The organism is Amycolatopsis sp. lyj-346 (genome assembly GCF_046548975.1).
Classification (GTDB): domain Bacteria; phylum Actinomycetota; class Actinomycetes; order Mycobacteriales; family Pseudonocardiaceae; genus Amycolatopsis.
Window position 1 is genome coordinate 204,960 of sequence record NZ_JAJPWT010000010.1, and the last position, 20,910, is coordinate 225,869.

At 70.4% G+C, this 20,910-nt stretch carries 17 protein-coding genes and 1 pseudogene; 9 read left to right on the forward strand and 9 right to left on the reverse strand.

The window, feature by feature from the left end:
* The first annotated feature begins 41 nt into the window (after nucleotides 1-41).
* Nucleotides 42-461 (forward strand): hypothetical protein, encoded by a 420-nt coding sequence (locus tag ACLJQE_RS27705; RefSeq protein ID WP_410642318.1) that lies wholly within the window; start codon nucleotides 42-44, stop codon nucleotides 459-461.
* A 53-nt stretch (nucleotides 462-514) separates the two neighbouring features.
* Complete coding sequence (locus ACLJQE_RS27710; protein WP_410642319.1) at nucleotides 515-1,435, forward strand: anti-sigma factor RsbA family regulatory protein; 921 nt, start codon at nucleotides 515-517, stop codon at nucleotides 1,433-1,435.
* A 20-nt stretch (nucleotides 1,436-1,455) separates the two neighbouring features.
* Here ACLJQE_RS27710 and ACLJQE_RS27715 read toward each other — a convergent pair whose 3' ends face one another.
* Together ACLJQE_RS27715 and ACLJQE_RS27720 are read right to left on the reverse strand one after the other, a co-directional pair.
* Nucleotides 1,456-2,409, reverse strand: a complete 954-nt coding sequence (locus tag ACLJQE_RS27715) for an alpha/beta hydrolase (RefSeq protein WP_410642320.1) — start codon at nucleotides 2,407-2,409, stop codon at nucleotides 1,456-1,458.
* Between the two features lie 77 nt (nucleotides 2,410-2,486).
* Nucleotides 2,487-3,194, reverse strand: a complete 708-nt coding sequence (locus ACLJQE_RS27720) for a TetR/AcrR family transcriptional regulator (protein WP_410642321.1) — start codon at nucleotides 3,192-3,194, stop codon at nucleotides 2,487-2,489.
* 71 nt (nucleotides 3,195-3,265) lie between these two features.
* Between ACLJQE_RS27720 and ACLJQE_RS27725 the strand changes: the two genes are divergently transcribed.
* On the forward strand, nucleotides 3,266-4,714 hold the full coding sequence (locus ACLJQE_RS27725) for a carotenoid oxygenase family protein (RefSeq protein WP_410642322.1): 1,449 nt from the start codon (nucleotides 3,266-3,268) through the stop codon (nucleotides 4,712-4,714).
* A 377-nt stretch (nucleotides 4,715-5,091) separates the two neighbouring features.
* Here the strand turns inward: ACLJQE_RS27725 and ACLJQE_RS27730 are convergent, their stop codons facing one another.
* The 4 genes from ACLJQE_RS27730 to fdhD all read right to left on the reverse strand — a co-directional run bounded on the left by ACLJQE_RS27730 (nucleotide 5,092) and on the right by fdhD (nucleotide 10,199).
* Complete coding sequence (locus ACLJQE_RS27730) at nucleotides 5,092-5,538, reverse strand: hypothetical protein (protein ID WP_410642323.1); 447 nt, start codon at nucleotides 5,536-5,538, stop codon at nucleotides 5,092-5,094.
* Nucleotides 5,539-7,170: 1,632 nt separating this feature from the next.
* Nucleotides 7,171-7,791: a TetR/AcrR family transcriptional regulator gene (locus tag ACLJQE_RS27735; protein ID WP_410642324.1), complete on the reverse strand. Its 621-nt coding sequence runs from the start codon at nucleotides 7,789-7,791 to the stop codon at nucleotides 7,171-7,173.
* Nucleotides 7,788-9,293, reverse strand: coding sequence for an FAD-dependent monooxygenase (locus ACLJQE_RS27740; protein WP_410642325.1), 1,506 nt, complete (start codon nucleotides 9,291-9,293; stop codon nucleotides 7,788-7,790). The genes ACLJQE_RS27735 and ACLJQE_RS27740 overlap by 4 nt, the downstream gene beginning before the upstream one ends.
* Nucleotides 9,294-9,374: 81 nt before the next feature.
* A complete protein-coding gene (gene fdhD / locus ACLJQE_RS27745; RefSeq protein ID WP_410642326.1) occupies nucleotides 9,375-10,199 on the reverse strand; it encodes a formate dehydrogenase accessory sulfurtransferase FdhD in 825 nt (274 codons plus the stop codon).
* A gap of 102 nt (nucleotides 10,200-10,301) precedes the next feature.
* Between fdhD and ACLJQE_RS27750 the strand changes: the two genes are divergently transcribed.
* The 5 genes from ACLJQE_RS27750 to ACLJQE_RS27770 all read left to right on the forward strand — a co-directional run bounded on the left by ACLJQE_RS27750 (nucleotide 10,302) and on the right by ACLJQE_RS27770 (nucleotide 15,061).
* The gene (locus tag ACLJQE_RS27750; RefSeq protein WP_410642327.1) at nucleotides 10,302-11,654 is read left to right on the forward strand and encodes an OFA family MFS transporter; all 1,353 of its coding nucleotides are present in this window, start codon (nucleotides 10,302-10,304) and stop codon (nucleotides 11,652-11,654) included.
* On the forward strand, nucleotides 11,651-11,776 hold the full coding sequence (locus ACLJQE_RS27755; RefSeq protein WP_410642328.1) for a hypothetical protein: 126 nt from the start codon (nucleotides 11,651-11,653) through the stop codon (nucleotides 11,774-11,776). The genes ACLJQE_RS27750 and ACLJQE_RS27755 overlap by 4 nt, the downstream gene beginning before the upstream one ends.
* 197 nt (nucleotides 11,777-11,973) lie before the next feature.
* Entirely contained in the window at nucleotides 11,974-12,723 is a 750-nt protein-coding gene (locus tag ACLJQE_RS27760) for an SDR family NAD(P)-dependent oxidoreductase (RefSeq protein ID WP_410642329.1), read from the forward strand.
* A 49-nt stretch (nucleotides 12,724-12,772) separates the two neighbouring features.
* Nucleotides 12,773-14,188, forward strand: a complete 1,416-nt coding sequence (locus tag ACLJQE_RS27765) for an LCP family protein (protein ID WP_410642330.1) — start codon at nucleotides 12,773-12,775, stop codon at nucleotides 14,186-14,188.
* 291 nt (nucleotides 14,189-14,479) lie between these two features.
* Nucleotides 14,480-15,061 (forward strand): hypothetical protein, encoded by a 582-nt coding sequence (locus ACLJQE_RS27770; protein ID WP_410642331.1) that lies wholly within the window; start codon nucleotides 14,480-14,482, stop codon nucleotides 15,059-15,061.
* On the opposite strand, the gene ACLJQE_RS27775 is transcribed toward ACLJQE_RS27770, so the two are convergent.
* The 3 genes and pseudogenes from ACLJQE_RS27775 to ACLJQE_RS27785 form a co-directional block, all read right to left on the reverse strand.
* Nucleotides 15,052-17,373, reverse strand: a complete 2,322-nt coding sequence (locus ACLJQE_RS27775; RefSeq protein ID WP_410642332.1) for an FdhF/YdeP family oxidoreductase — start codon at nucleotides 17,371-17,373, stop codon at nucleotides 15,052-15,054. The genes ACLJQE_RS27770 and ACLJQE_RS27775 overlap by 10 nt on opposite strands.
* A 90-nt stretch (nucleotides 17,374-17,463) precedes the next feature.
* A pseudogene (locus ACLJQE_RS27780) lies at nucleotides 17,464-17,801 on the reverse strand (MFS transporter); the annotation flags it as partial.
* 57 nt (nucleotides 17,802-17,858) lie between these two features.
* Nucleotides 17,859-18,152, reverse strand: coding sequence for a hypothetical protein (locus ACLJQE_RS27785; RefSeq protein WP_410642333.1), 294 nt, complete (start codon nucleotides 18,150-18,152; stop codon nucleotides 17,859-17,861).
* Between the two features lie 56 nt (nucleotides 18,153-18,208).
* Here ACLJQE_RS27785 and ACLJQE_RS27790 point away from each other — a divergent pair, with 56 nt between their 5' ends.
* The gene (locus tag ACLJQE_RS27790; RefSeq protein ID WP_410642334.1) at nucleotides 18,209-20,830 is read left to right on the forward strand and encodes a valine--tRNA ligase; all 2,622 of its coding nucleotides are present in this window, start codon (nucleotides 18,209-18,211) and stop codon (nucleotides 20,828-20,830) included.
* Nucleotides 20,831-20,910: the final 80 nt, after the last annotated feature.

The following is a 20,910-nucleotide window of genomic DNA, read 5'->3' on the forward strand; positions in this document are numbered from 1 at the left end:
TCTCCGGGCCGCCCGGCCCGGAGACCCGACAGGAAAGCTGAATGACTGCTGATTCCTTCCCGGGTTCCGGGGCCGCTCCGGGCGGCGGCGTGCAAGCGCCGGCGCCGCCGGCCCCGGAACCCGCCGGGACCACCCAGGCCGGGCCGGTCGGCCCGGTCCTGGGGTTCCGCGAGTTGAGCGAGCGCGTGATCGCGTCCGTCGCCGACCGGTACCCGTGGCTGCACCGGGTGCTGATGGGCATGCTGGCCGTGTTCACCGGCACGTGTGTCGTGGCCGTCGTGTCCCGGCTGTCGCCGTTGCCGCTGATCCCCGTGCCGTTGTTCGTCGTCGCGGCGTACGGGCTGCGGCAGGCCCGCGGTGTGACCGAGCGGCGTCAGCTGTTCAACTGGGTGCTGCTGTTCGCGGTGGCGACCACGGTCGGGTTCTGGCTGATCGCCGTCGTCGGCCGTTGGGTGGAGTGAATTTCCGACGTCCGGAGGGTTTGCGGGCGTCGGGGGGTGGGTAAGACACACCCGTGGTAGATGCCCTCAGACCGTTCCGGCATCCGGCACTTTTCTATCGCGGCGACACCGAGTACCTGGACGGTGTCATTCCGTTCCTGCTGGAAGGTCTCGACCGGGGCGAACCCGCGGCCGTCGCCGTGCCCGGCCGCAACTTGCTGCTGATCGAGAAGGCCCTGGAAGGCCGGGCGACCGAAGTCCGGCTCATCGACATGCAGCGGGCCGGCCGCAACCCCGGCGCCATCCTGCCGTCGGTGCTGCACGCCTTCGCCGCCGAGCACGCCGGTCCGGTGCGCATCGTGGGCGAGCCGATCTGGGCCGGTCGCACGGACTCGGAGTACCCGGCGTGCGTGGTGCACGAAGCCCTCATCAACAACGCCTTCGCGGGGCGTGACCTGGCGGTGCTCTGCCCGTACGACGTCGGGGCACTGCCGCCGCCGGTGCTGGCCGACGCCGAGCGCACCCACCCCGAGCTGTGGGGGCTGGCCGGGCCGTTCGTCAGCCCGCGCTTCGACCCCGAAGGCGTCCGCGCGGACTTCATGCGGCCGCTGGAGCCGCCGCCGGGCGCGGTCGAGCGCGGCTTCGACCTCGGGCAGCTGGGTTCGTTGCGCGGCTTCGCGGAGATCTGGGCCGCCCGGCACGGCCTGCGCCGTCCCCGCCGCGACGACTTCGCGCTGGCGATCGCCGAGCTGACCGCGAACAGCGTGCTCTACGGCGGTGGCACCGGCGTGCTGCGGCTGTGGGCGGAGCCGGCCCAGGTGGTCGGCGAGGTCAGCGACGCCGGCACGATCGCCGAACCGCTGGCCGGCCGCATCCCGCCGACGGCGACGACCCTCGGCGGCCGCGGCCTGCTGCTGGTCAACCGCCTGGCCGACCTGGTCCGCACGTACTGGGTCCCGGGCCGCACGACCACCCGCATCCACTTCACCCGCTGAGCGGCCGCGGCAGACCTGGGTCAGTCTGCGCGGGGGACGTGCTTGCCGAGGAAGCTGACCAGGCTCGGGACCACCGTGCGGTTGAACGGGTCACCGTGCTTGCCGTGGGCGGTGTGCGCGACCGCCGGGTGGGCCGCCTCGATGTAGCGGCGGACGCCGGTGATGAACGAGTCCTCCGTGCCGCACCAGATGCCGTTGGGCACGCTCTTGGTCTCGTCGACGTGCCGCAGCGGGTCGAGGGCCGTCCAGTCCTGGATGCCGGTGAAGATGTGGCGCTTGGCCATCTCCGGCCACGACGTGATCAGCGCCGGGGCCAGTGTCGCGACGGCGGCGGGCGGCTGGCGCCGCTCGACCCGGCGGCGCGTGTACACCAGCGCACCGAACCCGCCCATCGACACGCCGGTGCAGGCGAACGGCTGGCCGGTGGGGCCGGCGAAACCACGAGCCCGCAGCCACTGCGGGACCTCCTCCAGCAGCATCGCCATCGGGTCGTCGCCGGGGTGGACCTGGTGCCAGTAGTTGTCGCCGCCGTCGACGGCGACGAAGCCGAACGCCGGGACCGCCTTGCGGGCGACGTCGCTGGCGAGCTGCTTGAGCGTGCCGGTCGGGGCCGCGCTGCGGGCGTTGCCGTGCAGGCCGTGCAGCATCAGCGACATCGGCAGCCCCTTCGGCGGGGTCTTCGACGGCAGGATGAACACCAGGTCGACCATCCGCCCGCGCGCCGCGGAGTAGACGCGCTCGACGCGGGTGCTGCCCAGCTGGGTCGTCGGGTTCGACGACGTCACGCCGAGCGTGCGCTGCAGGGCCTGGCTGAAGGGGAGCTTGCCGGTCGCGGTGCCGACGGCCAGGCCGGTCACGGCCAGTCCGGACGCGCCCGCGATCAGCACCGACCGGCGGCCGATCCACCGGCGGGCGCCCTGGACCGCCTCGGCGACCGCTCCGGACGGCTCCGCGTCCCCGTTTTGCTCGTTCACCCTGTCTCCATCCCCCTGGCCCCTCAAAAGGACGCCGCGCACCCGCTCCGCGTTCCCTCGCGCCCCTGTTCACCGGGTTATTCGTTATCACCCTGCCCGGCGTTTCCGGTCTTCGCCCGCCAAGTCGCCCGGGCGGCCTCGGCCGAGCGTCCGGCACGGTCCACAGTGTCCCCGAGACCGACCGCCATGGTGATCCCGAGGGGGATCAAAATGTGGTCAATGCCCTGTTCGCCGGGGCCGAAGTGGCCCGACGCCTCCAGTGTGACGAATCCGTGCAGCGCGCTCCAGAGCTGGGCGGCGGCCTGGTACTCGTCCGCGGGCCGGAACCGGCCGGCCGCGATGGCCCGCTCGGTCGCCCGGACGATGTGGGTGAAGGCCTCCAGCCCTTCCTGAGCGGCTTCGCGGCCTTCCGCGGTGGTGAGGTCGGACAGCGTCGCCCGTTTGCCGCCGGGCGCGGACTGGCCGAACGTCACCGCGAACAGCTGCGGCTGCTCGGCGACCGCCTGCCGGTAGGTGCGGGCCAGGCTGAAGATGTCCGCCACCGGGTCGTCGGTCTCGCCGACCTCGGCCAGCCACGCGGAAAGCCGCAGGAAGCCGGCCCGCGCGACCTCGTCGACCAGCGCGGCCATGCCACCGAAGTGCGTGTAGACCGCCATCGTCGAGACGCCGACCTCCGCCGCCAGCTTGCGGGCCTGCAGGGCCTCGGGGCCGCTGTCGTCGAGCAGCCGGATGGCGGCCTCGACGAGCCGGTCCTTGACGTCGGTCGCGCGGGGTTTGGGGCTCATGCTTGCCAGTATTCCATAACCCTGTTATACCTGGTTCTATAACCGAGTTATGGAAGCCGTGGAGGGGTCACATGCGCAACAAGTTCCTCGAAGGCAATTTCGCCCCGGTGAGCCGGGAGCACACGATCACCGAGCTCGCCGTCACCGGCCGGATCCCGGAGTTCCTCGACGGCCGGTACCTGCGCAACGGCCCCAACCCGCTGTCCGAAGTGGACCCGGCGGCCTACCACTGGTTCATGGGCGACGGCATGGTCCACGGCGTGCGCCTGCGTGACGGGAAGGCCGAGTGGTACCGCAACCGCTGGATCCGCAACCCCGCCGTCACGGCGGCGTTGAACGGCGGGGACGCGAGCCGGTTCTGCGGCCTGGACGCGCTCGCGGCCAACACCAACGTCATCGGCCACGCGGGGAAGACACTGGCGCTGGTCGAAGCGGGCGCGCCGATCTACGAGCTGACCGACGAGCTCGACACCGTCGGCCGGTGCGACTTCGACGGCACGCTCCCGGGCGGCTACACCGCCCACCCCAAGCGCGACCCGCGCACCGGCGAGCTGCACGCCGTCTCGTACTTCTTCGGCATGGGCAACAAGGTCCAGTACTCGGTGATCGACGCGGCCGGGCGCGTCCGCCGCACGGTCGACGTCGAGGTCACCGGGGCGCCGATGATGCACGAGTTCTCGCTGACCGAGCACCACGTCGTCTTCTACGACCTGCCGGTGACGTTCAACGCCGAGATGGCGGTCGCCGCGACCGTGCCGGGCGTGCTGCGCGCGCCGGCGAAGCTGGTGGTGTCGGCCATGGTCGGCAAGGTCCGCGTGCCGGACCCGGTGACCGCGATGATGGCCCGCAAGATCGGTGCGAACGGCGGCCTGCCCTACCGCTGGAACCCGAAGTACCCGGCGCGGATCGGGGTCATGCCGCGCGAAGGCGGCAACCGGGACGTCCGGTGGTTCGACGTCGAGCCGTGCTACGTCTTCCACCCGCTCAACGCCTACGACGACGGCGACACCATCGTGCTCGACGTCGTCCGCCACCCGCGGATGTTCGACCGCGAGCTGCACGGCCCGGACGAGGGCGGCCCGACCCTGGACCGCTGGACCGTCGACCTGACCGCGGGCAAGGTGCTGGAAGAGCGCCTCGACGACCGCGGCCAGGAGTTCCCGCGCGTGGACGAGCGCCTGATCGGCCGCCGCCACCGCTACGGCTACACGATGTCGGCCGACGGCGGCGCCGACCCCGCCGGCTCACTGTTCAAGCACGACTTCCACACGGGTGCCCGCACCGAGCGCGCGTTCGGCGCGGGACGCCGGCCGGGCGAGTTCGTGTTCGTCCCCCGGCACGACGACGCGGCGGAGGACGACGGCGTCCTGCTGGGCTTCGTGTTCGACCCGGCGACCGGGCGCAGCGACCTGACCATCTTGGACGCGGGCACCCTGGACACGGTGGCGGCGATCCACCTGCCGGACCGCGTGCCGAACGGCTTCCACGGCAACTGGGTGGCCTCCGCCCAGCGGGTCTAGGGCCTGTATCGAAGTCGTCTCGAGCGAGTTGAGCTGAGTCGGTGCTGTTGGGCGTGTCGGTGGCCGACATGGGTGAGGTCTCCGGTAGGTGGTTCGTCGACCAAGAAGAACCTGAACACCGGAGACCTCGTGGACACCCTAGCGGTGGCGGGGCGGTTTGACCTGACCGACGAGCAGCGGGCAGGCCGAGCCGCCGGGCGGGACCACCACCGAACCTGAGGATCACGCGTTGGGGCGGTCTCGGGGCGGGTTGACCACGAAGCTGCATCTGGGGTGTGAGCAGGGGCAGAAGCTACGACAAGCTCGCTGTCCGCTACGAAGCCACCGTCCACATCGCCGCCATCAACGAATGGCTCTGACCCAGTTCGATACAGGCCCTAGATGCCCTCCAGGGTGGAGCTCATGGTAACTGTTGCTGCGACGCCGATTTCAGCAGTGCCACTCACGCTGGCGCCGGTACCACCGCTAGACCCGCTGAGGGTGGAGATCGTCTCGTAGACTCCTCGAAAACCCGTGTAACGAATGGTCATCACCCAACGGTAGGTATCCGCCGCAAGGTATATCTCCCGGTACCCGCCAGCGGCAGCGCCACTGTCTCGGGCCAGAACCGCCCTCCAGGCGTACGTGCCGGCGCTCAGGTAGATGTTGCGCTCGATGGAGGCGGTGGATCCGGCGGGCGGCTTCAATTCGAGGTAGATATCGCGAGCCAGTGTGGCCCGACCTGCTGCTTCGGCGCTCGGCGGCATGAGTATCGAGGCTGGCCCGCCAAGGGCGACCGCAAGTGCCATCGCGGCGATCAGATGCAGAAGCGAACGTTTGAACATATTGAATTTCCTTTACGTGGTATTTGAGAACTCCCGGCTTCCGATTTCGAGTAAGTCAGAGTGTGCATCGGTGACTTGCCTGACGGTAACAGAATTGGTCGACGAGCGGCACGAACACGATCAGCATCCGCGATTCCGCGGCCCGTTTCGTGCGGCCGGCGAGCCATGGTCGAGAACATCGAAAACCACATCACCCAGGAGATGAGGTCAATCACGACTTTGACCGCGTCGGCCTTGGCCAATTCGGAGGTCGGGACCAGCGCCACGATCACCGCCCAGCCGAACAGCAAGTAGAATCAGTACTCGCTGCGCCAGGCAATCCCGGCCGAGGTCGAAGCCGTGTCGGCGAGCGCCGGTTCGCGGGCGTATCCCCGTTCGCCCGGTTAGGAGACGCCCCAGCACTCCGACGGGTCGACTGTCCAGTGGCGGCCGCACGCCTGCCGGTGCGGTCCGAGGCAGGGCCTTCGGTGCGATCAGGTGCCGGCGCGTGACCGTTCAAACCGAGGAAGGATGGCGGCGTGGTCGGCCGCGTCGCGCGCATTCCAGGCACCGGCTGCGCACGTCCACCGAATGTGCAGCCAAAAGACCCGCTAGCACTGGGAAGCGCCATGCGCCTGTGGCGAGCCCGCGTGTCGTCGCAGGTAGCGTCTACTGCCGCGACTTCGCCGACCCCGACGCTACCGTGAATTCAATCTTGAGGCCAACACGAAATTACCTCCACCTGCACCTGAGAAGTTGGCTCCCTGCAAGTTCGCCGCTGCCCCAGACGGTATCGGCGCTAGCTGAGAGTCGCAATCATAATGGCTAACACCCGGCGTGATCCGGGCATACCACCAATAGTCGCCGCTAGCCAGGGTGATATCTCGTTTGGCCAGGCAGACAATAATTCCCCTTTCATTGCGGACGGACACGTAATAGGTATAGTCACCGGCGGCCAGATATATATCTCGACTGATAATGGCAGGAGGGGAATCGAAGGGCGGGGGGTCCGCCAAGTAGACAGTTCGCTCTATCGTCGCGTTGCCAGCAAGAGCCGGCGTAGCCATAGCCCCCAGGAGGCACAGGGTGGCCGCGATCGTCAGGAATACCCGACGTGGAGAAAGTGGTGTCATTTCACTCTTTCGTTTGAATTCGTTTATGTTACTTATTTTGTTTACGCGAGTAAGCGTACTCGATATAGCTCGGGAGGGGTCCCGAATGATCTTCCGGCCTGCTGTGGCCGCCTAATCTTGTACATGAACCAGGTCAGTGGCTGCCCTGATGGTGGCGTGTCCGGGCGGCGTCGTGAGCATTCCGGACGTCGGCCGCGCTCGTTCGGCGAATGTGCAGCCAGAACGATCCGCGGGTCGAGTCAGCCTGACGATCTCGCACCAGGCGCGCCCTTGGCGCGTTCGCCGAGCCGACAGGTTAGATAGCCGCCAGAATCGGGATACCGAGGAAGATCAGGATGCTTTTGCCGATCTGCCACCGGACACGGCACCCTCTGCCTGTGGACCTGGTTGGAGCGTGACGTTGACCGCCGGACTGGCGGGCTGCAGTCCGGGGTCGGACAGTGGCCCGCCGACGCGACCCACGGTCCAGGCCGACTTGGTTTGAGATTGATCTACGGTTCAGACACGAGGCTTCGCCGACCTAGGCGGCCGGCGGGACGAGGCCGGCCTGGCGGAGGAGGCGGCGGAGGTAGCCGGTGATCTCCTCCGGTTGCAGCCGGCCGGGTTCGAGGAGGAGACGGTGGATGACCGCGCCGGCCATCATGTCGAGCAGGACGTCGATGTCGGTGCCGGCATCGAGGACGCCCGCGGTCTGGGCCCGGCTGAGGAGGGCGTGGGCGTGGCGGCGCCGGGGGAGGACGTGGTGCTGCCAGTACGCCTCCAGCAGTGCCGGGTGGCTGGGGCCGGCGCCGAGCAGGCGGGCGGACAGGGCACGGTACCGGGGATCGGCCAGCACCGCGCCCCACTGTGGCAGCAGCGCCTCGACGAGGTCCGGCAGCTCGCCGGGCACGGGGACTTCGCCCAGGCCCGGGATGTCGTCCCGGACCTTCTCGATCGCGTCGGCAAGGAGCTCTTCCTTCACCTTCCATCGCTTGTAGACCGTCACCTTCGCGACACCCGCCCGTTTGGCGATGCTTTCCATGCTCGTCTGGTCGATGCCGCGTTCGACGAGCAGGTCCACGGCGGCGCGGAGGATCGCGGTGTCGGCGTGGGGATCCCGGGGACGCCCGGGTCCCCCGCGGCGCGGTGTCTCGGTGCTCACGCCCCCATCTTGGTCCCCAGCGCGCCGGCGAACCACCGGCGCAGCGCGCCGGGATCGGCACCACGCCACGCGAGGTGCCCGTCGGGGCGGATCACCAGCGGGGATTCCGGTGCCGTGCCGTCGAACAGCGTGGTGACGTCCGGCCCGAGGTGCGCGCGAGCCGTGCCCGCCAGCGCGTCGCTGGCGGCACCGGGCCGGGCGAGGACGACCCAGGCCGGGCCCAGTTCGGTGTGCAGCCGGGCCGGGCTCCCGTCGGCGCGGCGGCAAGGCCGGTCCGGGATCCGGTCGCCGGGGTGGGGTGCCCGGCCGCGGCCGCCGAGCGGGCCGCCCCGGTAGGTCACCCCCAGCTGCGACGCCGTCCGCGTCGCCTGCCGCTGTACCGGGGGTGAGCCGAGGAGCGGGACGAAGATCCGGTCGCGGACGAACCGGGTCACCGCGCCCTCGCCGACCAGGATCTTCGTGTTGGCCGTGGTTCTGCGCAGGACCTCGGTCGCCAGTGGACGGCGTTCGGCGGTGTAGGTGTCCAGCAGTGCCTCCTCCGCCCGGCCGTGCACCACCAGCGCGAGCTTCCACGCCAGGTTCTCCGCGTCGCCGATGCCGGTGTTCATGCCCTGGCCGCCGATCGGGCTGTGGATGTGCGCCGCGTCGCCCGCCAACAGGATCCGGCCACTCCGGTAGTCCGCCGCGAGCCGCCGCTGGACGCGGAAGACCGAGGTCCAGGCCACGTTCCGGATCCGGACTCCGGTTTCCCCGGCCCGTTCGGGCAGCAGCCGCTCGAACCACGCGATGACGTCGGCCTCGTCCAGGCGCCGGTCGGCCGGGGGCACGTCGGCCATGAGCCGCCACAGGTCCCCGGCCCCGTCGTCGCTCCGCATCGGAATGGCCAGCAGGAGGCCGTCGCGGTGGAAGAACCCGGCCGACGCGGACCGGTCCCGCGCCCAGCGGGCGTGCACGTCCGCCAGCAGGAACTGCTCCACGACCGGCACGCCGGGGAAGGCGATCCCGGCCAGCTCGCGGACCACGCTGTGGGCCCCGTCGCAGCCGGCCAGCCAGCCGGCGCGCGTCCGGGTGCCGTCGGCGAACCCGACCGTCACACCGTCGGCGTCCTGGGCCGCGGTGGTGACCGCCGTACCCCACTCGACCTTGCCGCCGAGTTCGGCCAACCGCGCCCGCAGCCGTTCCTCGACCATGGCCTGGGACACGAACAACGCCTGGACCGGCTCCTGGTCGTCGGGCGCGAACCGCATCGTCGCGATCGGACGGGACCGCACGTGCATCCGCATCCCGACCGGTGCCAGGGCCCGGTCGCGGAGGTCGCCGAGGGCGCCGAGGCGGCCGAGCACCTCGACGCCCCGCGCGTGCAGGATGTTCGCCCGCGATGTCGTCGCCGGCCCGGCGGCGCGGTCGACGACGCGCACGCCGACGCCCTGCGCGGCCAGCCCGCACGCCAGGACGAGCCCGGTCGGGCCGGCCCCGGCCACCACCACGTCGGTTCGCTCCATGACCCCTCTTTTCCATACGCATACGGTGTCGTATGGAAATTAGCGCCGGACGGCCTCGGTGACAACCCCGTAAGGGCTGGGTCAGGTGAGGATGCGGTGGTCGCCGGTGTAGAGGTTCATCGACTCGCCGCGGAGGAAGCCGACCAGGGTCATGCCGTTCTCCTCGGCCAGCTCCACCGCCAGCGATGACGGCGCCGACACCGCGGCCAGCAGTCCGATGCCCGCCATCGCGGCCTTCTGCACCAGCTCGAACGACGCGCGCCCGGACACCAAGAGGCCGTGGCCGGGCGCCGGGATCCGGCCTTCGAGGACGGCCCAGCCGAGGACCTTGTCCACCGCGTTGTGCCGTCCGACGTCCTCGCGGACGACGTCGAGTTCGCCGTCCGGGGTGAACAGCGCCGCCGCGTGCAGGCCGCCGGTGCTGGCGAACACCTTCTGGCGGGCGCGCAGCGCGTCCGGCAGGCCGGCCAGGGTCTCGCTCTTCACCGCGAAGGCGGCCTCGGCGGGGGAGAAGCGCGTGCGGAGCTTCACCGCGTCGAGCGCGGCCTTGCCGCAGACCCCGCACGACGACGTCGTGTAGAAGTTGCGCTCGACCCCGGTGTCCGGCGGCGGGACGCCGTCGGCCAGCGCGATGTCCAGCACGTTGTAGGTGTTGCGGCCCTGGTCGTCGACGCCGTCGCAGTAGCGGGCGACGGCGATGTCCTCGCGGCCGCCGATCACGCCTTCGGACAGCAGGAAGCCGTGGGACAGCTCGACGTCGTTCCCCGGCGTGCGCATGGTGACGGCCAGCGCCTTGCCGCCGACCCGCAGCTCCAGGGGCTCTTCGGCCGCCAGCGCGTCGACGCGGCGCCGGTCCCCGGTCGCGGAAATCCGCCGCACCGGCCTGCGCACGGTCACCCTGCCCATCGGCACACCTTTCCCTGCCCGGAAGTTCGACACTCGCATGGTGCAACGCCGGGTATTTAGTAATACATTCCCACCATCATCCCCAGAATACGGAGGGAACCGATGGCTCTCGGCTTCCTGGACCGATCCCGGATCGTGGCGCCGCCGGGCTGGACGCGCTGGCTGGTGCCGCCGGCGGCCCTCTCGGTACACCTGTCGATCGGGCAGGCCTACGCGTGGAGCGTCTTCAAGACCCCGCTCGAGAAGACCCTGCACCTCAACGGCACGCAGAGCTCGCTGCCGTTCCAGCTCGGCATCGTCATGCTGGGGCTGTCGGCCGCGTTCGGCGGCACGCTCGTCGAGCGCAACGGTCCGCGCTGGGCGATGTTCGTGTCGATGTGCTGCTTCGCCAGCGGATTCCTCATCTCCGCGCTCGGCGTGGCCACCGGCCAGTTCTGGCTGGTGGTGCTCGGCTACGGCGGCATCGGCGGGGTCGGCCTGGGCATCGGCTACATCTCCCCGGTGTCGACGCTGATCAAGTGGTTCCCGGACCGGCCGGGCATGGCCACCGGCATCGCGATCATGGGCTTCGGCGGCGGCGCGCTGATCGCCTCGCCGTGGTCGTCGTCGATGCTGGGCACCGCGCCGACGACGAGCACCATCGCGACGGCGTTCCTGGTCCACGGCATCGTCTACGCGGTGTTCATGTCGATGGGCTGGCTGCTCGTGCGGGTCCCGGCCGACGGCTGGAAGCCCGACGGCTGGGAGCCGAAGACCGACCACGGCAAGGCGATGATCAGCACGGCGAACGTGTCGGCCGCCAACGCGATCAAGACGCCGCAGTTCTGGTGCCTGTGGGTGGTGCTGTGCTTCAACGTGACGGCGGGCATCGGCATCCTGGAAAAGGCGTCGCCGATGATCCAGGACTTCTTCAAGAACACGTCGACGCCGGTGGGGGTGGCCTCGGCGGCCGGGTTCGTCGCGCTGCTGTCGCTGTGCAACATGCTCGGCCGGTTCGTCTGGTCGTCCACTTCGGACCTGGTCGGCCGCAAGAACATCTACCGCACCTACCTCGGCGCCGGCGCGCTGCTGTACCTGGTGATCGCGCTGACGCAGAACTCGTCGAAGCTCGTGTTCATCCTGTGCGCGATGGTGATCCTGTCGTTCTACGGCGGCGGGTTCGCCACGGTCCCGGCGTACCTCAAGGACCTCTTCGGCACCTACCAGGTGGGCGCGATCCACGGCAGGCTGCTCACGGCCTGGTCGGTGGCGGGCGTCCTCGGCCCGCTCATCGTCAACCGCATCGCCGACGGCGAGAAGGCGGCGGGCAAATCCGGCCCGGACCTGTACACGACGTCGTTCTACATCATGATCGGCCTGCTCGTGGCCGGCTTCGTGGCCAACGAACTGGTCCGCCCGGTCAAGGAGAAGTTCCACGAGCCGCTCCCCGCGGCCGCGAGGAGTGAGGCGCGATGAGCGAACCGTCGACGAAGCCCGGCCGGGTGCCGCTGATCGTGCTGGCCTGGGCATGGGTGGTGATCCCGTTCGGCTACGGGGTCTACCAGCTGTTCCTGAAGCTGGTCCAGCTGTTCGGCTGAAAGCGCCCCAATGTGGCCTTCGGTGCGTTGAACGCACCGAAGGCCACCTTGGGTGCGTTGAACGCACCCAAGGCCACATTGGGGCGCTTGGCTGGGCTGCGCTCGTCAGGCGTCGTGCGGGTTGCTCCGCTCCGGCCAGTGCGCTGCGCCGAACACCGTCCGTGGGATCATGGGCCGACACGAGCGGAAGGACTGCTGTGAACGGCGTTCTCGTCACCGGGGCCTCCCGGGGTATCGGCCGGGCCGTGGCACTCGCCTTCGCGGCGCGCGGCGACCGCATCGCCGTCCACTATGGACATCGAGTTGCGGACGCCGAGGAGACACTGGAAGTGCTTCCCGGCGAAGGGCACGTGCTGATCGGCGGCGACCTCGCCGACCCCGAGGCGGCGCGCAAGATCGCCGACGCGGCCGAAGCCGGGCTGGGCGGCGTCGACGTGCTGGTCAACAACGCCGCCGTCGCGACGTCGGCGGCGACCGCGCACCCCGTCGCCGGAGTGTCCTACGCGGACTGGCAGCGGATCTGGCGGCGGACCGTCGACGTCAACCTCGTCGGCGCGGCGAACCTCAGCTACTGCGTCGCCCGGCACCTCATCGGACGCGGCGCGCCGGGCCGGATCGTCAACATCGGGTCGCGCGGGGCGTTCAAGGGGGAGCCCGACCACCCCGCGTACGGGGCGAGCAAGGCCGCGCTGCACGCGTTCGGCCAGTCGCTCGCCGTCTCGCTCGCGCCGCACGGGATCTCCGTGACGTCGGTGGCGCCCGGCTTCACCGCCACCGAGCGCGTGGCGGACCGGATCGACGACACCCTGCGCGCACAGAGCCCGTTCGGCCGGGTCGGCACGCCCGAGGAGGTCGCCGCGGCCGTGGTGTACCTGGCCTCGGCCGATGCGACCTGGGCCTCCGGCGCGATCCTCGACCTCAACGGGGCCTCGCACCTGCGGATGTGATCTGACTCACCCGTGCAGCAGATCGCGGTGCCCGGGCGTCGAGAAGAACGTGCATCCACTGGGCAAGATCGTCGTCGCCGGGCTGGCCCTCGTCGTGTTCGGCGGTACGGCGTACGGCTACGCGAACCTCAGCGCCCTCAACGAGGTGTCGCGCGACAACGTCATCGACCCCGACGGGGAGACCAAGCCGGGGGAACAGCCCGCCGACGGCTCGCTCGACATCCTCCTGGTCGGCCGGGACTCCCGGAGCGACAACCAAGGCAATCCACTGGCGCCGGAAGTGCTCCGCGAGCTGCGGGCCGGCGCCAACGGCGACGATCTCACCGACACCCTGATCGTGCTGCGGATCCCGAACGGCACCAAGGAGGTGAAAGCGTTCTCCATCCCCCGGGACAGCTACGTCTCGATGCCGGGCGGGAAGGGCAAGATCAACGCCGCCTTCGGGCGGGCGAAGGCGGGCGAAGCGCGGCGGCTGCGCACCGCGGGCGAGTCCGACAAGGCGAAGATCGACCGAAGCGCGCTCACCGCCGGGCGGCGTGCGGCGCGCCAGGCGGTCGAGGACCTCACCGGGGTGAAGATCGACCACTTCGCCGAGGTCAACCTGCTCAGCTTCTACGAGATCAGCAAGGCCATCGGCGGTGTCGACGTCTGCCTGAAGGAAGCCACCAAGGACAAGAACTCGGGCGCGGACTTCCCGGCCGGCCCGCAGCGCGTGTCGGGCGCGGACGCGCTCGCCTTCGTGCGGCAGCGCGACGGCCTCCCGGGCACCGACTTCGCCCGCGTCCGGCGCCAGCAGGTGTTCCTCGCCGGGCTGGCCAGGCAGGTGCTGTCGGCGGGCACGCTGGCCGATCCGGGGAAGCTGTCGGACCTGATCGACGCGGTGAAGCGCTCGGTGGTGCTGGACGACTCGTGGAACCTCCTCGACTTCGTCGGGCAGATGCGCGGGGTCAGCGGCGGCGGGATCCGGTTCGAGACGATCCCGGTCGTCAACGTCGACTACCGGTACGACTCGTCGAATCCCCGCGCGACGGCGGTGCAGGTCGATCCGGTCGCGGTGAAGGCCTTCGCGGCGAGCCTGATCGGGACCGCGGCGCCGTCGGCACCCACCGCGCCGGCCGTCGCGGCGACCGTCGACGTCGCCAACGCGAGCTCGAAGGAGGGTCTCGCGGCCCGCGTCGCCGGCGTCTTGCGGGACAAGGGGTTCACGGCGAGCCCGGCCGGCAACACCGGCACCCGGCGGACGTCGCTGGTCCGCTTCGGTCCGGGCCTGGCCGAGCGCGGCGCCGAGGTCGCGAAGCTGCTGGGCGGCCTGGCGACGCAGCAGTCCGCGTCGGTGCCGGCCGGGCACATCGAGGTGGTGCTCGGGACGGTCTACTCCGGACCCGGCGCGGCCGCCGGCGGCGGTGCTCCCGCGGGCGCGGCGGACGAGCCGATCACTTCGAACGGTGTCGTCTGCGTGAATTGACCGGCGGCCGAATTCGATCTTCGGCGTGGGTTCCGGATTTTCCACCGGCTCCCTGAAATCCGCGGGGAATTCCCGCGAGACCGTCCCCACCGGACCACGGTGGACCACCCGGGTCAGTGGTCTTGACGCTGCCGCACTGGTGAGGCAGGGTGCGGTGACCGTTGGCACGGGCAGGACCGTGTGGCGGACGGAAAGTTCACCCGATCGGTGGGCGATCTTGGAAAATTGATTTCAGGGAATACGGAAAGTCCGGAATTTATGCGCAGCAGCGTCATCCGGGGTGGGTGGATCTTGCCCGTCCTCGCTTCAGCCGTTCTTTCTGCCGGGTGCCAGTCGGCGTCCGCTTCGGGGCACTACCCGGGCGCGATCGACGCCTGCCGGCTGCTCGGGCCGAACGCACGGGCGCAGCTCGCGCCCGGAACGGTCGAGATCCCGGCCGACTCGGTGAAGGCGGCCGAGACCGAGGTCGTCCCCGAGGACCGCGCGACCGAGGGCAACGAGGTCACGACCTGCCGCCGCCTCTACGCGCGTGACCTCGGCGGGGGCCAGCCCAACCTGCAGGACTACCGGTTCGTCACGATCGCCGTGGTGCGGTTCACCCAGTCCGACGCGGAGGAGGCCGCCGCCAAGGCGAGCCGGCTGATGACCGACGCGCTCGGCGACCACTCCGGTGTCCGGCTCGCCACCGGGGTCGGCGACGAGGCCGGCTTTTCCGAGCAGTGGGGTGCCGTCCGGACCGGCAACGTCGTGCTCGCACTGGCCATCGCCGACGGCGGAACCCAGGCCGCGCTGATCCCGCCCGCGACGCTGGACAGCGTGCAGGCCGTGGTCACGGACATGGCCGGCACGCTGCAGCGCGACTTTCAGGACTGAGGTTCCGCCCGGACCGGTTCGAGCCGCACGACGATCGCCTTCGACACCGGGGTGTTCGACTTGTCCGCCACCGAGTCCAGGGGCACCAGCGCGTTCGCCTCCGGGAAGTACGCCGCCGCGCAGCCGCGCGCGGTCGGGTACGCGACGACCCGGAACGCCGGCGCCCGGCGATCGCCGTCACGCCACTCCGAGACCAGGTCGACCGGAGCGCCGTCGGCCAAGCCGAGCTCCGCGAGGTCGTCCGGGTTCACCAGCACCACGCGGCGGGCGTTCTCGATCCCGCGGTAGCGGTCCGACAGGCCGTAGATCGTGGTGTTGTACTGGTCGTGGCTGCGCATCGTCTGCAGCAGCAGGCGGCCCGCCGGGACCCGGGGGTACTCCAGTTCCGACACCGTGAAGTTGCCCTTGCCGTTGGCGGTCCCGGTGAACTCGCGGGAGTCGCGCGGGGCGTGCGGCAGCACGAAGCCGTCCGGCTCGCGGACGCGGCGGTTGTAGTCCTGGCAGCCCGGCACGACCCGCGAGATCCGGTCGCGGATCAGGTCGTAATCGGTCTCGAAGGTCCGCCACGGCACGGCGTGGCCGGCGCCGAAGAGCTGCTCGGCCAGCCGGCAGACGATCGCCACCTCCGAGAGCAGGTGCTCGCTCGCCGGCTGCAGGCGTCCGCGGGAGGTGTGCACCTGCGACATCGAGTCCTCGACCGTGACGAACTGCTCGCCGCCGGCCTGGACGTCGCGTTCGGTGCGGCCGAGCGTCGGCAGGACCAGCGCGGTGCGGCCGTGCACGACGTGCGACCGGTTCAGCTTCGTCGACACGTGCACGGTCAGTGCACACGAGCGCAGTGCCTTCTCGGTCAGCTCCGAGTCCGGCGTCGCCGAGGCGAAGTTGCCGCCGACGGCGAAGAACACCTTGCCACGGCCGTCCCGCATCGCGCGGATGGCGTCGACGGTGTCGAAGCCGTGCTCGCGGGGGACCTCGATGCCGAATTCGGCGGCCAGGGCGTCCATGAAGGACTGCGGCATCTTCTCCCAGATGCCCATCGTCCGGTCGCCCTGGACGTTGGAGTGCCCGCGCACCGGGCACAGGCCGGCGCCCGGCTTGCCGATCATCCCGCGCATCAGGGCGAGGTTCGCGATCTCGGAGATCGTCGGCACGGCGTGCTTGTGCTGGGTGAGCCCCATCGCCCAGCAGTAGATGGTGCGCTCAGAGGTGGCGATCATCCGGGCGACGCGCTCGATCTGCGCGCGGGGGAGGCCGGTCGCGCGCTCGATCTCCGGCCAGTCGACCTCCTGCAGGTGCTTCGCGTAGGCGTCGAAGCCCTCGGTGACCCGTTCGACGAACTCGCGGTCGACGATCGCGCCGGGTGCCTCGGCGTCCCAGGCGAGCAGCAGGTGCCCGACGGCCTGGAACAGGGCCAGGTCGCCGCCGAGGCGGACCTGGGCGAACTCGTCGGCCAGCGGGGTGCCCTTGCCGATGACACCGCGGACGTTCTGCGGGTTCTTGAACCGCATCAGCCCGGCTTCGGGCAGCGGGTTGACGGCGATGATCCGCGCGCCACGGCCCTTGGCCTCCTCCAGCGCCGAGAGCATCCGCGGGTGGTTGGTGCCCGGGTTCTGCCCGACGACGACGACGAGGTCGGCCTGGTGGATGTCCGCCAGGCTCACCGACCCCTTGCCGACGCCGGTCGTCGCCGACAGCGCCGCGCCCGAGGACTCGTGGCACATGTTGGAGCAGTCGGGCAGGTTGTTGGTGCCGAACGAGCGCACCAGCAGCTGGTAGAGGAACGCGGCCTCGTTGCTGGTGCGGCCGGAGGTGTAGAAGATCGCCTCGTTCGGGTCGGTCAGCGCCTTGAGCTCGCCCGCGACCAGCTCGAACGCGTTGTCCCAGGAGATCGGCTCGTAGTGCGTCGCGCCTTCGCGCAGCACGAACGGCTCGGTGATCCGGCCCTGCTGGCCGAGCCAGTAGTCGGTCCTGGTTTCGAGCTCGCCGATCGGGTGCTTCGCGAAGAACTCGCGGTCCACCCGCCGTTTCGTGGCTTCCTCGGCGACGGCCTTGGCGCCGTTCTCGCAGAACTCGGCCAGCTTGCGCTTCTCGCCGTCGACCTCGCGGGGTTCGGGCCACGCGCAGCCGGGGCAGTCGAAGCCGTCGCGCTGGTTCAGCAGCCGCAGCGCCTTGACGGTCCGCCCGGCGCCCAGCTGCTCGAAACTGCGCGCGAGCGACACGGCGACGCCGGGTATCCCGGCCGCCCACCCCTTCGGCTTGCCCACCTCGAGGCGGGATTCGTCCACGTCCTGCGCCGGCGCTTCACGGGTCATGTGTTCATCGTGCGCCTCGATGAACGCGCGCGCTAACAGGGGTCAGGCTCGGGCGGCGCGCAACCCGCGGTCGGCGACGGTGACCACGAGCAGCAGCGCGCTGATCACCATCACCGTCTGTGCGGACATCGACAGCACCGACAGCACCCGCGCGGGCACACCCTGGCCACTCGCCTCGGTGTTTTCCGGGGCCGAGCCCCGGCCCCCGGCCGGGGGCGAGCCCCCTGGACCCCCAAGAGCGTCGGCGTGGTGGCGCAGTACGGCCATCGCCGCCGGGAACCCGGCACACGTGCCCAGGCCGAGGACGACGCGCACGCCGGTCAGCCAGCCCACCGAACCGGGATCATGCCCGCGATGCCGGTGACGATCACCAGGCTCGCCCCGCCGAGCAGGACGCGGCGGGCGCCGTGGCGGTCGACCAGCAGGCCGGCGGCGGCGAGCTCACCCTGCGTGGCCGGGCCTTCGCGGAGGAGCGGGGACGAGTGTTACCCGAAGTACGCGAATTCGTTGACGCCGATGCCCTGGAGCTGGTGCACGATGATCGCCGCGGCGACCAGCCCGACCACGATGAGCAGGGCCAGCACGCCCGGCCAGCGGCTCTGCCCCGGCTGCCGGTAGCCGCCCGTGCGGCGCTCGCGCTTGCGGCGCTTCTTGAGGTCCTTCTTCGCGCCCAGCCAGGCGTCCCGTGCGGCGTACTTCTGCCAGTCCGGGTTCATCAGGTCCGGGTGCGTCTCGAGGCGCCGGTCGTCCGGATCCTGCGGCTGCTGAGGCTCTGCCATCCCGAGTGCCTTCCCCCTGGGTGACCCGCCGTGACGGGTTCGTAGACTTGTCCATTGTGACCGAGAACGCTCCGCAGCAGACCACCGACCTTCCGGGTGCCTGGGACCCGGCCGCCGAGGAAGCACCGATGTACGACCGCTGGGTAGCGGCCGGGTACTTCACGGCCGACGCCTCGTCGGGGAAGCCGCCGTTCTCGATCGTACTGCCGCCGCCGAACGTAACCGGTTCCCTGCACATGGGCCACGCTCTCAACCACACCCTGATGGACGCGATGAGCCGCCGCCGTCGCATGCAGGGCTACGAGGTGCTGTGGCTGCCGGGCATGGACCACGCCGGCATCGCGACGCAGAACGTCGTCGAGCGCCAGCTGGCCGGCGAGGGCCTTTCGCGCCACGACCTGGGCCGCGAGAAGTTCGTCGAGCGCGTCTGGGAGTGGAAGGCCGAGTACGGTGGCAAGATCCTCGGCCAGATGAAGCGCCTCGGCGACGGTGTCGACTGGTCGCGTGAGCGGTTCACCATGGACGAGAACCTGTCGAAGGCCGTCCAGACGGTGTTCAAGAACTTCTTCGACGAGGGCCTGATCTACCGCGCCGAGCGGATCATCAACTGGTGCCCGCGCTGCCAGACGGCGCTGTCGGACATCGAGGTCGACCACAACGACGACGACGGCGAGCTCGTGTCGATCCGCTACGGCGACGGCGACACCGCGATCGTGGTCGCCACCACCCGCGCCGAGACGATGCTGGGCGACACCGCGGTCGCCGTCCACCCGGACGACGAGCGGTACGCGCACCTGGTCGGCACCGAGGTCGAGCTGCCGCTGACCGGCCGCCGCATCCCGATCGTGGCCGACAAGCACGTCGACCCCGAGTTCGGCACCGGTGCGGTGAAGGTCACCCCGGCGCACGACCCGAACGACTTCGAGATCGGCCGTCGCCACGACCTGCCGATGCTGACGATCATGAACGAGCGCGCGGAGATCACCGCGCCGGGGCCGTTCGAGGGCCTCGACCGGTTCGAGGCGCGCCCGGCGGTCGTCGCCGCGCTGCGGGAGGCCGGCCGGATCGTCGCGGAGAAGCGGCCGTACGTGCACGCAGTCGGGCACTGCTCGCGGTGCGACACGGTGGTCGAGCCGCGGCTGTCGCTGCAGTGGTGGGTCAAGGTCGGGGAGCTGGCCAAGCTGGCGGGCGACGCGGTCCGCGACGGCCGGACGAAGATCCACCCGCCGGAGCTGGGCAAGCGCTACTTCGACTGGGTCGACAACATGCACGACTGGACGATTTCGCGCCAGCTGTGGTGGGGCCACCGGATCCCGGTCTACTACGGCCCCGACGGCGAAGTCGTCTGCGTCGGCCCGGACGAGCAGCCGCCGTCGGGCGAGGGCTGGACGCAGGACCCGGACGTGCTGGACACGTGGTTCTCGTCCGGCCTCTGGCCGATGTCGACGCTGGGCTGGCCCGCCTCTTCGGAGGACCTGGCCAAGTTCTATCCGACGAGCGTGCTCTCGACGGGCTACGACATCCTGTTCTTCTGGGTCGTCCGGATGATGATGTTCGGCGTGCACCAGATGGACGGCAAGCAGCCGTTCGACCACGTGTACCTGCACGGGCTGATCCGGGACGCCCAGGGCAAGAAGATGTCGAAGTCGCGCGGCAACGTGATCGACCCGCTGGAGTGGATGGACGCGTACGGCGCGGACGCCACGCGGTTCACCCTCGCCCGCGGAGCGAACCCGGGCGCGGACATGGCACTGGCCGACGAGTGGGCGGCCGGCTCCCGCAACTTCTGCACGAAGCTGTGGAACGCCACCAAGTTCGCGATGATGAACGGCGCATCGGTCGCTGCTCCGCTGCCTGCTGCCGCTGAGCTGACCGAGGCGGACCGCTGGATCCTGGGCCGCCTCGGCGCGCTGGTGTCCGAAGTGGACTGCCTGTTCGAGGACTTCCAGTTCGCGAAGGTGGCGGGCGCGCTCTACCAGTTCACCTGGAACGAGCTCTGCGACTGGTACCTGGAGCTGGCGAAGGTCCAGCTGTACCAGGGCGATGACGCGCGGGTTTCGGCCACTCGTTCGGTGCTCGGCCACGTGCTGGACACAGTGCTGCGGCTGCTGCACCCGTTCATCCCGTTCATCACGGAGAAGCTCTGGACGGCGCTGACCGGCGGCGAGTCACTGGTGGTCGCGGCCTGGCCGGTTCCGTTCGAGGGCTACGCGGATCCTGCGGCCGACGCCCGGATCGCGGACGTCCAGAAGCTGGTGACGGAGATCCGCCGGTTCCGCGCGGACCAGGGCCTGAAGCCGGGCCAGAAGGTGGCGGCCCGCCTGGCGGGCTACACGGGCGGCCACGAAGAGGCAGTCCGGTCCCTGGTGCGCTTGACGGCGCCGTCTCCGGAGTTCGCGGCGAGCGCGTCGCTCGAGGTGGCCCTGGCGGACGCCGTGGTGACGGTGGAGCTGGACCTCTCGGGAACGGTCGACGTGGCGGCCGAGCGCAAGCGCCTCCAGAAGGACCTCGCGGCGGCGGAGAAGGAGCTGTCCCAGACCGACGCCAAGCTGGGCAACGAGGCCTTCATCGCGAAGGCCCCGGAGCACGTGGTGACGAAGATCAAGGCCCGCAAGGAAACGGCGGTCGCGGACATCGACCGCATCACGGCCCGCTTGGCGGCGCTGCCGGCTTCCTGAGGTTGTGGACAACAGCCCGGCACTCGCTCGCGGGTGCCGGGCTTTGTCGTACCCCTCGGGTAGCGTGGAAAACGGGGGCT

Coding starts and splice junctions, on each gene's coding strand:
- ACLJQE_RS27705 (WP_410642318.1), top strand. CDS start 42: ATGACTGCTGATTCCTTCCCGGGTTCCGGGGCCGCTCCGGGCGGCGGC.
- ACLJQE_RS27720 (WP_410642321.1), bottom strand. CDS start 3,194: ATGAGCCCCAAACCCCGCGCGACCGACGTCAAGGACCGGCTCGTCGAG.
- ACLJQE_RS27725 (WP_410642322.1), top strand. CDS start 3,266: ATGCGCAACAAGTTCCTCGAAGGCAATTTCGCCCCGGTGAGCCGGGAG.
- ACLJQE_RS27730 (WP_410642323.1), bottom strand. CDS start 5,538: ATGTTCAAACGTTCGCTTCTGCATCTGATCGCCGCGATGGCACTTGCG.
- ACLJQE_RS27740 (WP_410642325.1), bottom strand. CDS start 9,293: ATGGAGCGAACCGACGTGGTGGTGGCCGGGGCCGGCCCGACCGGGCTC.
- fdhD (WP_410642326.1), bottom strand. CDS start 10,199: ATGGGCAGGGTGACCGTGCGCAGGCCGGTGCGGCGGATTTCCGCGACC.
- ACLJQE_RS27750 (WP_410642327.1), top strand. CDS start 10,302: ATGGCTCTCGGCTTCCTGGACCGATCCCGGATCGTGGCGCCGCCGGGC.
- ACLJQE_RS27755 (WP_410642328.1), top strand. CDS start 11,651: ATGAGCGAACCGTCGACGAAGCCCGGCCGGGTGCCGCTGATCGTGCTG.
- ACLJQE_RS27775 (WP_410642332.1), bottom strand. CDS start 17,373: ATGACCCGTGAAGCGCCGGCGCAGGACGTGGACGAATCCCGCCTCGAG.
- ACLJQE_RS27785 (WP_410642333.1), bottom strand. CDS start 18,152: ATGGCAGAGCCTCAGCAGCCGCAGGATCCGGACGACCGGCGCCTCGAG.